At 42.6% G+C, this 14,023-nt stretch carries 13 protein-coding genes; 8 read left to right on the top strand and 5 right to left on the bottom strand.

Annotated features, from left to right (window positions below):
* Positions 1 to 189, bottom strand: coding sequence for an LPS translocon maturation chaperone LptM (gene lptM / locus AC3KZC_RS00430; RefSeq protein ID WP_490580042.1), 189 nt, complete (start codon positions 187 to 189; stop codon positions 1 to 3).
* Positions 190 to 331: 142 nt separating this feature from the next.
* Here lptM and cyaY point away from each other — a divergent pair, with 142 nt between their 5' ends.
* The 8 genes from cyaY (at position 332) to add (ending at position 9,948) form a co-directional block, all read left to right on the top strand.
* Complete coding sequence (gene cyaY / locus AC3KZC_RS00435) at positions 332 to 655, top strand: iron donor protein CyaY (RefSeq protein ID WP_490580043.1); 324 nt, start codon at positions 332 to 334, stop codon at positions 653 to 655.
* On the top strand, positions 652 to 1,308 hold the full coding sequence (locus AC3KZC_RS00440) for an alpha/beta hydrolase (protein WP_490580044.1): 657 nt from the start codon (positions 652 to 654) through the stop codon (positions 1,306 to 1,308). Before cyaY ends, AC3KZC_RS00440 begins: the two co-directional genes overlap by 4 nt.
* Before the next feature lie 20 nt (positions 1,309 to 1,328).
* On the top strand, positions 1,329 to 2,135 hold the full coding sequence (locus tag AC3KZC_RS00445; protein ID WP_490580045.1) for a DUF2914 domain-containing protein: 807 nt from the start codon (positions 1,329 to 1,331) through the stop codon (positions 2,133 to 2,135).
* Between the two features lie 25 nt (positions 2,136 to 2,160).
* On the top strand, positions 2,161 to 3,099 hold the full coding sequence (gene hemC / locus AC3KZC_RS00450) for a hydroxymethylbilane synthase (protein WP_490580046.1): 939 nt from the start codon (positions 2,161 to 2,163) through the stop codon (positions 3,097 to 3,099).
* The gene (locus AC3KZC_RS00455; RefSeq protein ID WP_490580047.1) at positions 3,099 to 4,949 is read left to right on the top strand and encodes a uroporphyrinogen-III C-methyltransferase; all 1,851 of its coding nucleotides are present in this window, start codon (positions 3,099 to 3,101) and stop codon (positions 4,947 to 4,949) included. Before hemC ends, AC3KZC_RS00455 begins: the two co-directional genes overlap by 1 nt.
* Positions 4,946 to 6,067 carry a heme biosynthesis HemY N-terminal domain-containing protein gene (locus AC3KZC_RS00460; protein ID WP_490580048.1) on the top strand — a complete coding sequence of 374 codons (1,122 nt, stop codon included), beginning with the start codon at positions 4,946 to 4,948 and terminating at the stop codon, positions 6,065 to 6,067. Before AC3KZC_RS00455 ends, AC3KZC_RS00460 begins: the two co-directional genes overlap by 4 nt.
* Before the next feature lie 116 nt (positions 6,068 to 6,183).
* Positions 6,184 to 8,874 (top strand): CHASE domain-containing protein, encoded by a 2,691-nt coding sequence (locus tag AC3KZC_RS00465; RefSeq protein WP_490580049.1) that lies wholly within the window; start codon positions 6,184 to 6,186, stop codon positions 8,872 to 8,874.
* A gap of 75 nt (positions 8,875 to 8,949) precedes the next feature.
* Positions 8,950 to 9,948 carry an adenosine deaminase gene (gene add, locus AC3KZC_RS00470; RefSeq protein ID WP_490580050.1) on the top strand — a complete coding sequence of 333 codons (999 nt, stop codon included), beginning with the start codon at positions 8,950 to 8,952 and terminating at the stop codon, positions 9,946 to 9,948.
* Positions 9,949 to 10,104: 156 nt separating this feature from the next.
* On the opposite strand, the gene AC3KZC_RS00475 is transcribed toward add, so the two are convergent.
* From AC3KZC_RS00475 to ubiD, 4 genes are all read right to left on the bottom strand, one after another.
* The gene (locus AC3KZC_RS00475) at positions 10,105 to 10,512 is read right to left on the bottom strand and encodes a CBS domain-containing protein (protein WP_490580051.1); all 408 of its coding nucleotides are present in this window, start codon (positions 10,510 to 10,512) and stop codon (positions 10,105 to 10,107) included.
* Between the two features lie 204 nt (positions 10,513 to 10,716).
* Positions 10,717 to 11,547 carry an alpha/beta fold hydrolase gene (locus AC3KZC_RS00480; RefSeq protein WP_490580052.1) on the bottom strand — a complete coding sequence of 277 codons (831 nt, stop codon included), beginning with the start codon at positions 11,545 to 11,547 and terminating at the stop codon, positions 10,717 to 10,719.
* Positions 11,548 to 11,683: 136 nt separating this feature from the next.
* Entirely contained in the window at positions 11,684 to 12,397 is a 714-nt protein-coding gene (fre, locus tag AC3KZC_RS00485) for an NAD(P)H-flavin reductase (protein WP_490580053.1), read from the bottom strand.
* 54 nt (positions 12,398 to 12,451) lie between these two features.
* Complete coding sequence (ubiD, locus tag AC3KZC_RS00490) at positions 12,452 to 13,930, bottom strand: 4-hydroxy-3-polyprenylbenzoate decarboxylase (RefSeq protein WP_490580054.1); 1,479 nt, start codon at positions 13,928 to 13,930, stop codon at positions 12,452 to 12,454.
* Positions 13,931 to 14,023 lie beyond the last annotated feature (93 nt).

A 14,023-nucleotide genomic window follows, 5' to 3' on the forward strand; every position in this document is an offset into this window, starting at 1 on the left:
CTATTTTTCCTGTTGAGACTCGGCAGATTGAATGCGAGGTGTATCTTGTGGTGTTGTTGAATTTATTTTTTGGTTGCTCGTCTTTTGTTCTTCAGGGGGTAAATACAGTTGGCCACTTTGGCCACATGCCGTCAAAATGCTAATTAAGGTGCTAAGAGTGATAATACGAGCAAGTTTTTTCTGTTGCATAGGGTTTCTTTAGATAAAAGTATTTACTGACGAATTACGGTCTTTATAATCGCAGAGTAACAGAAAACAGATAAATTGCAGCCAGTCGACTAATTTTTATTTTACCTTCTTTCGCTGTGCCATTTGATAACAAGGAAATGCCATGACAGATCATGAATATCACCAGTTAGTTGATGCCGTAATGTTGAGCCTCGAAGAACAAATCGAAGCGTGTGAAGTGGATTTAGATTATGAATCTGCCTCGGGCATTTTAGAGATCATATTCCCTAACAAAACCAAAATTATTTTAAACAAACAAGCACCGCTTCACCAAATGTGGGTCGCGACTAAATTTAATGGCCACCACTTTGAATTAAGAGATAATGTGTGGATAGATAATCGCTCGGGTGCAGAGTTTTGGCAATTTATGTCTGAGGCAACCACCCGTCAAGCAGGGCAACCTGTAACGTGGGTGGCGTCAGTATGAGTTTAGCGGGGGTTGTTTGCCAAGCCACGGCAGAGCATAAAGCAACGGTAATTTGGCTGCATGGTTTGGGTGACTCAGGCGATGGTTTTGCGCCAATAGTGCCGGCGTTAAAGCTGCCTGCTGAGCTTGGCATTAAATTTATTTTTCCTCACGCACCCATCCAACCTGTCACAATTAATGGGGGCATGAAAATGCGCTCATGGTATGACATTGTTTCGTTTGATTTAGATAAAAGAGCCGATGAGCAAGGTGTGCGAGAATCAGCGGCAAAAGTTGAGCAATTAATCGAAACGGAACTCGCCAGCGGTATTGCAGCTAATAAAATTATTTTAGCTGGATTCTCCCAAGGCGGAGTGATTGCATTACACTTAGCACCGCGCTTTAAAGTAGCATTAGGCGGCGTAATGGCGCTTTCAACATACATGTGCGTACCCGCTAAATTGAGTGTTGAAGCAATACAGACCTCTTTACCTGTTTTGATGGTACATGGCAGCTTAGACCAAGTGGTGCCTATGAATGCCGGTAAACAAGCGTATGATGTTTTACAAAGCAACGGACTTGATGTGCAATGGCATGAATATCCTATGGCGCATGAAGTGTGTGGCGAAGAAGTGGCGTTAATTCGCCAATGGTTAATTGAGCGTTTAACTTAAGCGTTTTGCAGGAGCCCTAAATGGGACAAAAAATAGTTGTAACAGCAAAAATGAAAGCGTTAGAAGACACCTCTTTACCTGAGCCCTTGGTGGTATACCACTGGCATTGGCGACGATTGGGGTGGGCTGGTATTGTTGTTGGGACTATCACTTTTGCGGCGATATGGGGTGTTTTTTCGATGGTTAATGCCAAAGAAGTTACCAAGGATTCAGTCCTAAAAACACCTAGCCATGTCAGTATCCCCAATGAGGATACCGAAAACGATGTCCTGATTGGTTCAGATAAAGTGAGCGATGCAGCTATTAAACCAGCGAAACCTTTGAGTGAGGCTGCATCCGATGAGCCACATAAAATGGTTCAAAAAGACATCGCTACGCCTGACAATGTGCAGCCAGTTGGTGCTGAAGCCTTGCCTGAGGCTCAAAAGCCTACAATGCCATCGACCACCTTGAGCCAGGTGTCTCGTGGTGTTGAGATTGATACAAATTTTGTCACTCGTGCGGTATTAACCGTAGCTGTTGAAGATCGCGAGCCTGTTGATGTGCTTGGGAGCGAGGTCTATACCAATCAATTTAATGATCAACTGTATTTTTTTACTGAAATCAGTGACATCACACCCCAGTTAGTTAGCCATGTTTGGTTTTTTAATGGCGTTCAAATAATTGAGATTATGCTCGATATTACGTCTACTCACTTTCGCACTTACTCATCAAAAACGATTGATGAGCAACAAATGGGCGATTGGCAAGTTCAATTGCGTGATAGCAACCAGCAAATCTTGGCACAAAAAACATTTCGTATTATTAATAGAAACAGCAATTTATAAAAATAAGTCGCTAATAAGGTAGCCCATGACATCTCCAAGCCCAATCCTTCGTATCGCAACGCGTAAAAGTGCACTTGCATTATGGCAAGCTGAATTTGTAAAAGCGCAACTTGAAATACATCACCCAGGCATTCAAGTAGAGCTAGTTCCGATGTCAACGCAAGGAGATAAAATTCTTGATACGCCATTAGCTAAAATTGGTGGCAAAGGATTGTTTGTAAAAGAGCTAGAGCAAGCCATGCTAGAAGGTCGTGCCGACATCGCCGTGCATTCAATGAAAGATGTGCCGGTTGAGTTTCCAGAAGGCTTAGAACTCAATACAATTTGTGAGCGAGAAGACCCGCGCGATGCGTTTGTTTCAAATCGTTTTAAGACAATTGAAGAGTTACCTCAAGGTGCGATTGTTGGGACATCAAGTTTGCGCCGCCAGTGTCAAATTCGTGCGCTTCGTCCTGATTTAATCATCCGCGATTTGCGCGGCAATGTGAATACGCGTTTGGCTAAATTAGATGAAGGTCAATACGACGCCATCATTCTTGCTGCCGCAGGATTAATTCGTCTTGAAATGCCTGAGCGTATTGCCAGTTTTATCGAGCCTGAGCAATCATTACCTGCAAATGGTCAAGGTGCAGTGGGGATTGAGTGTCGTTCGGATGATTTGGTCACCAAAAACTTATTAGTTGCCCTTGAGCATAAAGAAACACGCATTCGAGTGTTAGCTGAGCGCGCAATGAATCGTCGTTTAGAAGGCGGCTGTCAGGTGCCAATTGGTGCATTTGCACAAGTGTCAGGCGAGCATATCACCATTCGTGGTTTAGTGGGCGCGGTTGATGGCAGCCAAATTTTGCGCGATGAGGTGCGAGGATTGTGTGTTAACGCTGAGCAATTAGGCATAGAGTTAGCCAACAAGCTGCTCGCCCAAGGCGCAGATAAAATATTACAAGCCGTTTATAAGGATGCTTAATGGCGGTTATTTTAGTTACCCGACCAGATACTAAAGGGGCGGCGCTGGTAGCACAGTTAACCAAATTGGGCCACCAAGCTATTTCATTTCCTTTATTAGCACTTGAGCCTGTAGCGGTTTCAAGTGCTGCATTAGCCCCGCTTGGTGAAGCTGATAAACTCATTTTTATTTCCCAAGATGCAGTAAAAGCGCTGTACGCCTTAAAGCCAAATTTAAAACACCAGCCACAATTTTTTGCTGTTGGCGATAAAACGGCTGAAGTTATTTTTGAGTTGTTTGGTACTAAAGCTCGGGTAGGTAAACCACAAGACTCAGAAGGATTACTTGCGTTAAAAGAACTACAGGATGTTGAACAGCAGAATATTGTTTTATTAAAAGGCCAAGATGGTCGCCCGCTAATCGCTCAAACCTTAAAGCAACGAGGTGCGTTTGTGCACCCACTTGTTTTATATCGGCGCGAGCCAACCGAAGGGACAGTATCTGGCTGGATAAAGCAATGGCAACAACAAAAAATAGACAGTATAGTACTGACAAGTAATGCTGCGGTTGACGCGATATTCCGCGAAATTGTAGAAAATGAAGGTGAATGGCTTAAAACCTGCCGGTTTTATGTCGCCAGTGAGCGAATAGCAAAGCACTTAAGTGACTATGCTATCGCAGCAAATAATATACAGATATGCGCAGGCGCTTCGGATGAGGCGATTTTAGCGGCTATCACAAAGCAGGATAAAGCTATGACGGATGAAAAAGAAATTAATAAAGCAGCAGATAATGCGAACCCCGTGATAGAAGTAAAAGCAGAGTCGGTGCAAAAAAATGCAGCCGCAAAAGCGAAACAAAATCAAAACACAAGTGGTCGCTCTGGTTCATCAGGATGGGTATTGTCGGCAGTCGCTATCTTGATTGCACTGGGTGTAGGAGCGGGAGCTGGTTTTGGTTATTTGCAGCAGCAACAATATAGCAATCAGTTGTTTAGCCAATTAAACAGTGAGAAAGAATCGCTGGCACAGCAAGTGGCTCAGTTACAAAGCGCCATGCAGCAACAGCTTGAATTACAGCGTTCGGTCGTCAATCAAACTGAGCGCAATGTTAAATTAGCGATTGAAAATTCAGAGCAATTTGTTCAGCAGCAGCTTAGTCAAACGCTGGAGCAAAAAAGCCAGCAAGTAGTTGAATTAAATATCAATGAAGCCAAATCAATGCAGCGCATGGCTGTCTTTAAAGTGCAAAGCGAGCAACGTTATGCGACAGCAGCGGCTATTTTTAAGCAACTTGATGGCTTGCTTGCGCAGTATCCAAATACCGAAGCGTTACGTGCGGCAGTGAATCAAGACTTACAAACAGTGCTCGCACTGCCGGTCGTACCGGTTGATGAGCTTTATTTCACTTTATATGGTTTGACGCAGCAGCTTAATAAATTGCCATTGAATATGGTGCAGTTACCTGATGCTGTTAATGAGACTCAGCAGCAGGCTTTAACTGAAAACGTCAGCGATTGGCAACAAAACTTAAAGCGTAGCTGGCAGTTATTAGTGGATGACTTTATTAAAATTCGTGAACGTTCAGCGCCTATCGAGCCTTTACTTTCATCTGCAGAGCAGGTGCTTGTGCGTCAACAATTAGCTTTTTATTTTGCTCAAGCCCAAACCGCATTATTAAATAAACAAGCGCAAGTATTTATTACATCGCTGGCACAAGCAGAGCAGGTACTTAACAATTTTTATGATGGTACTTCCTCTTCAGTGGTTAGCATGAAAGAGCAATTAGCAAGCTTACGCGCAACACCGTTAGAGTTTAATCCAGTTGTTGAGCTGGTCAGTGGCGCAGCGTTTGAGGAGAGATCACAATGATCAAACCGTTAATTGCGTGTTTAATAGCAGCGCTAATTTTGGCCGTTGCCCCTTGGGTCATTGGTGAAAAAGGTTACGTATTAATTGCTTTTAATAATTGGACCGTGGAAGGCTCAATTGTCAGTTTTGCGATCATGGCAATAATGGTCAGCTTAGGTCTTTATTTGTTGTTGAGGCTGGTGGGTTATGTTTGGTCTTTATACGGTCACACCCGTTTTCGCTTATCGCAGCGCAGTGAGAAAAAACAGCTTGCAAACCTACAAGAAGGCTTGTGGTCAACCCTTAACAATGACCATGGTTTAGCACTCAAAAAACTTGGTGGCACAAGCTTGCCATCGGGATGGCAAGGCCTTGCTTATGCTTTTGCTGCGGATGCGGCGTTAAAAAGCAACCAATCAGCAAAAGCGCTGGAGTTGTTGGCAAAAATTCCTGATGAGCAGCAAAATTATGTTGCGCATTTATATGGGCAAACAGGTGATCAGCAACGTGCTATTGATTTACTCAGTCTTGCTGTACAGCAGAAAAAACCTGACGAACTGCAGTTGCACTCATACTGTCAGTTGCTAGTTGGCCAGCAAGATGATGTTGCATTACTTGCTTTGATGCCTAAATTGGCGAAGTATGCAGGGTTAACCGATGAGCAATGGCAAGCGGTGTGGCAGGTTATTTTTAATAATAGCGATAGCGCGGTGATTGAACGTCGTTATGAACAGTTGGCTCGTAATCTCAAGCCGTTGGCTGAAAAAGCGTATTGTCAGGCGCTCCTTCACAATGGTGCAACTGAGCAGGCTGAAGATATTTTGATTAAATTGCTCAAGAAAGGTCAACACGAGACCGTGACAGCCAGTTTAAAACAGAGCAAAGGCTTAGCTTTGCTCTCACTGCAAAAAGCGGTTCAAGAGCTGCTAAAGAAGCAACCAGAATCAGAGGGGCTTCTTCTTTGTCTGGCTTATGTTGCGCAGGCTCAAAGCGACACCGAGCTTGCGAGCAAGGTCTTTAAAAAAGTGTTAAATGAAAAAAATGCTGCTGAACATTGGCCAAGTGCCGCTAGGTGTTTTGCCGAGCAAGGGCTGACACACGATGCCTTAAAATTGTATCAAGCATTTACGCCGACTTAAGTCGGCGTTTTTTATGATGAATACCGAGATTGATTTTTGTAAACACTTATTTTTGACTAAGCTAGTAAAGCGAGATGCCACAATCTAAAAAATAACAGCAGAAAAAAGGTACTCAATTGCACAATAAAACCCCGTTGTATCTAATGGTATTCATTTCATATATTGCAATAGGCGCTGCTTCACATTTCTTTCTTGCAATGAGCCATCACGTGACTGCCATTTGGCCGCCTGCGGGTATTGCACTAGCGGGCTTGTTTTTACTTGGTTTTAGAGTGCTGCCGCTGATTTTTATCGGAGCGTTTATTTTAAGTGCGGCTCACCTTGAGTATGCCACCTTGTACCTATCTATTGATGATGTTTTAAAGTCGGGTTTTATTTCGCTTGGGGTCACGGCCGAGGCCGCATTAGGCTATTACATTGTTAACCGCATTAATCCAAGAGCCATTGAGCTACTTGATTTAAAAGCGACACTACAACTGATGTTAATTGGCGGCCCTATTAGCTGTATTGTAGGTGCGGCGATTGGATCCAGTATTTTGCTTTATTTTCAATCTATTAATGAAAGCCAAGTCTTTAATTCATTCATTAATTGGTGGGCTGGTGATGCTATCGGCGTGATGATTTTTACCCCTTTAATGCTGGTGGCTTTTTCGGTTAAACAAGCGGGTCGTCGTTTGCAGGTGTTGCTGCCAGGTTTGTTGGTATTTATTTTAGTTAGCGCGTTATTTTATGCTCAAATCGAAAGCGATAAATTAAAAAACCAGCAGGTCATCGAAACAAAAAGTCAAATGCTGCAGTTTAGTGTCGCGCAGCAACTCCAAAAGATTCAATCTAACATTGGCTTGTTGGAGGCATATTATGAAAGTAGTGGATATATCAATTACTTAGAGTTCATCCAGTTTTCAGATAAGCAGCTTAAGTTTAACGATGAGTTTAGTGCAATCGAATGGCTGCCAAAAGTGCTGGCAAGTGAACGGTTAAAGGTTGAAACAGAGTTACAGCAAATTGGTTTTCAAGATTTTAGTTTTAAAGAACATGATTCGTTGGGTCGCTTAGTCACTGCATCACAACGCGATGTCTACTTTCCTGTGTTGTTTGTTAACCCATTAAAAGGCAATGAAAATGTTTTGGGTTTTGACTTTGCATCGAACCCCGTCCGCATTTCTGCCCTCAATTTAGCTGCTCGCACAAAAAAACCGGTATTAACCGAGCCACTGAGTTTATTACAGCGGCAAGATAGCTCCTTAGGGGTGCTTTATATTGTGCCAGTTATGGACAGTCACCCTTCGGGTGGATTAAAAGGTTATGCGTTAGGTGTATTGCACTTACAAAAAATAATTGATGCTATTTTAGGGCCTTTGGAGCTTGATGGTTTTAAGATTGCCGCGATTGATGTCACCAATAACGCGGTACCAAAAGTCTTATATCAAGAGAGTAATGTAGCCGATTTGGATCCTGTATTTCATTTTAAAGCCTCGATCGGGCAGCGTGAGTGGAGAGTCAACCTATATCAAATAACAGATGCATTATCGCAGGCAAGTTGGATGAGCCAATACGGCATGCAAGTATCTGGGCTGTTGTTTGTTTGGTTGCTAATAACGTTTTTATTGTTATTAACAGGTACCAACTTACAAATCAGTGAGCAAGTGCACAAGCAAACTCAAAAGCTATTGTTAGAAAAGCAAAAGTCAGACAAAGCTAATAAAATTAAAAGTGAATTCTTGGCCAATATGAGCCATGAAATTCGTACTCCAATTAATGGCATAAAAGGGCTGCATTATTTAGTTCTGCAGCAAAATGATTTACACAAGATAAAAGAATACATACATCAGGCAGAAAATGCGGTTGATGTGTTGCTTAAAGTGCTCAATGACCTATTAGACTTTTCTAAAATTGAAGCCGGAAAATTACAGCTTGAATATTCAGAAGTGTATTTTACTGCGCTTTTTAGTCAGTTAGAAACATTGGTGAAAACCGACCTCACTAACAAGGGTGTCGGTCTTGTGATCCAATACCCTAAAATAACGCCGCTGAGTATGTTTGCCGATAAAATTCGCTTAAAACAAGTGCTGCTCAACTTACTCAATAATGCGATTAAATTTACTAATTTTGGCGGTAAAATCGAACTTACTATGACTGTACTTAACAATAAATTTGTGCGTTTTAGTGTCAAAGATAACGGTATTGGCGTGTCTGCTGAGGCACAAAAAACCTTGTTTGATGCGTTTACTCAGGCCGATAACTCAACGTCACGCAAATACGGTGGCACTGGTTTAGGGCTCAGCATTTGCAAGCATTTAGTCGAGTTGATGGGGGGAGAAATTGGCTTTGTGAGTGAGGTAAACGTGGGCAGTGAGTTTTATTTTACTTTGCCGCTTGGTCAGTTTAATTCAGATGAAGCACCTCGTAAGGCTGCCCATTTTAATATTGGTGATGTGTCATTAAGCCAGTTTAAAATTTTGGTTGCAGAAGACAATCCATTAAATCAGCAGGTTATTTCAGCTATTTTAACCGGTAAAGGTTGCACACCAGACATTGCTGAAAACGGACAAGTTGCACTCAATAAACTTGAACAAAACGAATATGACTTAGTATTAATGGATATTCAAATGCCATTATTGGATGGCTTAGCCACTACAAAACAAATTCGACAAAATCCTAAATTTAAAAATTTACCTATCATTGGTTTATCGGCTAATGCGATGGATAGTGATATCGCCAATGCGCGGGCTGCTGGTATGAACGATTACGTTGTTAAGCCACTTGACCCTAATAAGTTATTTAAAGCAATTTTAAAGTATGTGTAATTAACGGCTATATGTCCTTGAATTACTGAGTAAGCTGCGTATCATGCGGCAACTTTTAAAAAACCGAGCTCAATTATGATAAATAAACACTTACCATTACTTGATATTCACCGCCACCTTGATGGCAATGTGCGTCCCCAAACCATATTAGAGCTTGGCCAACAATTTAATATCACTTTACCTGGCACTGACATTGAATCTTTACGCCCACATGTACAAGTACTTAAAAATGAGCCTGATTTATTAGGATTTTTAAGTAAATTAGATTGGGGTGTTGCAGTGTTAGGTGATTATGATGCGTGTCGCCGTATTGCATTTGAAAATATCGAAGATGCGGTCAACCAAGGTTTAGATTATGTTGAACTGCGCTTTAGCCCGTATTACATGGCTAAAACACAAGGCCTCAATCCAACAGCGGTGGTTGAAGCTGTGGTCGATGGTGTACATGCAGGTTTAAAACAGTTCCCGCAAATTAAAGCCAATTTAATTGGTATTTTATCACGCACGTTTGGCCAAGTTGCGTGCCAACAAGAGCTCGATGCCATTTTGGCGCATAAACAACACATGGTGGCGCTCGATTTAGCGGGTGATGAACTGGGTTTTCCAAGTGACTTATTTATGAGCCACTTTAAACAAGCGCGCGATTGTGGTTTAAATATTACCGTTCACGCAGGCGAAGCTGCGGGCCCAGAGAGTATTTGGCATGCAATTAACGAACTTGGTGCAGTACGTATTGGGCATGGTGTAAAAGCGATTGAAGATAACGCATTGATGGATTATTTAGCCGCGAATAAAATTGGTATTGAATCTTGTATCACCAGTAATTTACAAACCAGTACGGTTGCCGATATTTATCAACATCCACTCAAACGCTTTTTAGATCACGGCATTTTAGCGTGCATCAATACTGATGATCCCGGTGTTAGTAATATTGAAATTCGCCACGAATTTGAAGTTGCAGCGCCGCTTGCAGGTTTAACTGCCGCTGACATCACAAAAGCGCAGCACAATGCTATTGAAATCGCCTTTTTAAGTGCGGCAGAAAAGCAGGCTTTAAGAAGCTTAAAAGCCTAACTATGTGATGATGTGAAAAATATAAAAAATGCGCCAAAAGGTGCATTTTTTATTTTTGCAGGCAAATTGGTTCGTTTTATATCGTCAAAAAGCAAAAACGTTCTTCATAAAAATCAACTGCAGGTGAGTTAAAGCAATCTGGTGACAGACCCTTCATTAGCTCGCAGTTTGGCAACGTAAATAACTTGCTGCTAATGCACTTAGTACTTGGCTGCGGTTTATTAAACCAATCACTTTATTACTTTCAACTACTGGGTAGTTTTTAGGTTGTGCCTGCAACATACGCTCGGCTACATCGGCAATGCTCATATTTGCGTCAATGGCGATTACATCGGTGCGCATTAAGTCTTTGACTTTAATCGCTCCATCACAAAAGTAGCTGTTGTTTAGCATAGGTTTTAGCAATTCGTGTTCAGAAATAAAGCCAATTAATTCACGGTTGTTGCCAAGTACGGGCGCACCAAGCAATTGATATTTTTTTAGTTCAGCGATGGCTTCGGTAATTTCTGTATTGGCTGTGATATTAGGTAGTTGTTTGATCAGGTGTTGTTTTACGGTATCCATTTTGTGCTCCAAAAATAAGTGGTCGCTTTGATGAATCGAGTATGGAAGGTCGCTGTTAATTTTAAAAGTTGATTAAATATATCAGATCAAACTGTTTTTTAGATTGATGGGCGATAAAGTAAATAAAATAGAGAGTGCGTTAGGGGAATAAACGGGCCTAAGTTATCGTATTAGATCACTTAGGCTGTGAACGAATGAGCACCATTAAGAGCGATGCGAACCTTCATTGTGAGTGCTGTCCATCGGCAATGTAAGGGCGTGGCATGGTTTATTTTGTAAAAAGCCTGCTGTGATAGTGCTCATTTTCTGGGTTAACCATAGCGGCCCGTGATCGGTCATATCATTGTGGCGCGCGTTTTTTATGGTGACAACGCAGCTATTAAATTGGCGTTGTTCAGCTTGGGTTGGCAGTACGTTGTCATCGGCTGGGTAATCCGACGCTCTGACCGATAAAACTTTGATGCTGCTTGTACGTGGTAAAGGCACGCGGCGATGGTCGAAAGTGATCACCGCATTAATAAACGAATACCCTTGATTGGCTAGCAGCGCTGCAATATCGCCACCGTTAGAGTGTCCCATTAACGTCACGGTATCAAAATTATATTCAGGGTATACGCTTTTAAGTTGCTCTCGTACCAATAACACCGTTTGTGCCCCGCGCTGCCAATTTTCATTGCGGGTTTTAATAAAGGGTTGTGCAGTTGATAGCGGTGGGTCGTTCGGGAGCTCGTGGGCAATCGAGACCATTAACACATCTTGTTGATTCAGTGTGTTAGCTAAAAAAGTGTAATCAGTATTAGGCATGCCATAACCTGCACCAAACATGGCTACTTTGCAGGGTGATTGTGCTGAGCATTGGCTTTGAGCTGGAAAATACACGCTGATGGGGATGTCACGCTTACGCGCATCATCATGAATGATGTGATTCAGTGGTTGCTGTGATTGAGGTTGTAATGGTGCTTTAATTGATGCCGCCAACAGTAGTGGTGATGACAATACCAGTGATAAAAAGCTCAGCAGAATAGATTTATTCATAATGTTATTTTATTAAGGAAATCAGAATCGTAAATGGTTTAAAGCACAAAAGCAAAAAGCTGACCGCGGTCAGCTTTTTTGTTTTTTGCCATTGAGTTATAAAGCGTTATAGCGCATTTACTCTCAAAAATTTAGCTTATTTAATAAACGCAAAGGCATCGGCGTACATGTGTTCGCGAATGGCACCTTGGTTTATAAAGTCATCACGCACAATACCAATCATGTCAAAACGACCTGCCATGTAGATATCGTAATCAACGAGCGAGACAAAATCTTTTAATACCGCTAAATGCACATAACCGCTATGGCCTTGCCAATCGCTTGATGGCTTTTCAATTACCGGAATGTAGTTAAAGTGCGGATTACTTGTTGCCCATGCTTTCATTTCGTCATCAGCATATAATGCGCTTGCGTCTTTAACACCCCAGTAAAAGAATACTGGGCGATCGCAGCCTATTTCTTGTAGATGATCAGCCATTGATTTTACGTATGAAAAACCTGTACCACCGGCCAAAAGAATAATAGGGCGGGTACTTTGCTCGCGCAGTTCTGACACTCCTAAACCGACTTCAAGACTTGCTTGTGTACCAGCAGCGTGGTGCTCGCGAAGATGGTCGAGTGCTTGGCGGGCATAGCCATCGGCTGCGCCGGCACCAATGTGTAATTCGAGTAGCTCAGTTTGGCTTGGCTTGCTAGCGATTGAAAAAGCGCGCTTGTCCTTTTCGCCCAATACCACTTGAAGATACTGACCGGCTTTAAACTCGGCAGCTTGCGCTGGTTTGAGTTCTACTTTAAAAATGAACTCGGTCAGTGGGCTGATGCTGACGACATCAGCGAATAATTGTTGCATTTTATTACCTTTTCACGACACGTTTATTTATTTTAGCTGTTTTTTGCTCAGCTATTAAGCTTTGTTTTTGATGATGCCAAGTGAATCCCAGATGTCATCAACTTTAGCTTTCACTTTTGGATCCATCACAATCGGTTCACCCCACTCGCGGGTGGTTTCGCCTGGCCATTTATTGGTGGCATCCATACCCATTTTTGAGCCTAAGCCTGAAACAGGCGAGGCAAAGTCGAGGTAATCAATCGGAGTGTGTTCAATTAACGTGGTATCACGTGCCGGATCCATACGAGTAGTAATGGCCCAAATAACGTCATTCCAATCGCGTGCGTTAATATCATCGTCACAGACAATCACAAATTTGGTGTACATAAATTGGCGTAAGAATGACCACACCCCCATCATCACGCGCTTAGCATGACCGGGATATTGTTTTTTCATGGTGACGACTGCCATGCGGTACGAACACCCTTCAGGAGGCAAATAAAAGTCGACAATTTCAGGAAATTGTTTTTGCAAAATAGGCACGAACACTTCGTTTAGTGCCACACCTAAAATGGCTGGTTCATCAGGTGGTCGGCCCGTATAAGTACTGTGGTAAATCGGATCTTGGCGATGGGTGATGTGTGTGACTGTCATCACTGGGAATTCATCGACTTCGTTGTAATAACCAGTATGGTCGCCATAAGGGCCTTCAGGCGCGGTTTCACCTGGTGTTAAATAGCCTTCGAGTACAAACTCGGCACTGGCAGGCACTTGTAAATCATTGGAAATCGATTTAACTACTTCAGTTTTACTGCCGCGTAGTAAACCGGCGAAGGCGTACTCACTTAAGGTATCGGGTACTGGCGTGACAGCGCCTAAAATTGTTGCCGGATCAGCACCTAATGCGACCGAAACCGGATAATTTTTCCCCGGATTCTCTTTACAGAATTCTTGGTAATCTAGTGCGCCACCACGATGTGAAAGCCAACGCATAATGATTTTATTTTTACCGAGTAGCTGCTGGCGATAAATACCGAGGTTTTGACGTTTTTTATATGGCCCTTTTGTGACCGTTAAACCCCAAGTGATCAGTGGGGCTGCATCGCCCGGCCAACAGTGCTGAATCGGTAGCTTAGTTAAATCGACCTCATCACCGCTTAAAATCACTTGCTGACACGGTGCTTTTTTCACTTCTTTAGCTGGCATGTTAAGCACTTGCTTATAAGCGGGAATTTGGCTCCATGCTTCTTTTAATCCCGCAGGTGGCTCAGGCTCTTTTAAAAAGGCCAATAATTTACCGACTTCACGCAGTGCCGATACATCCTCTTGTCCCATGCCTAATGCTACTCGTTCAGGCGTACCAAATAGATTCGCTAATACAGGAATATCAAACCCTTTAGGGTTTTCAAATAACAGGGCGGGGCCTTTGGCGCGCAAGGTGCGGTCGGCAATTTCAGTCATTTCAAGGTAAGTATCAATTTCTTGTTTGATACGTACGAGCTCACCGCGTTTTTCAAGTAACGCAATAAAGTCGCGAAGATCTTTATATTTCATTGCAGCTCAGTCAGTCACAAATAAAAGTTTACGCATTATAACGAGATGCGCGCTTGGTGACCAATAATACCCGTTAACTGCTTGATGCGATCA

The organism is Pseudoalteromonas sp. J2K-J031 (assembly GCF_058197095.2).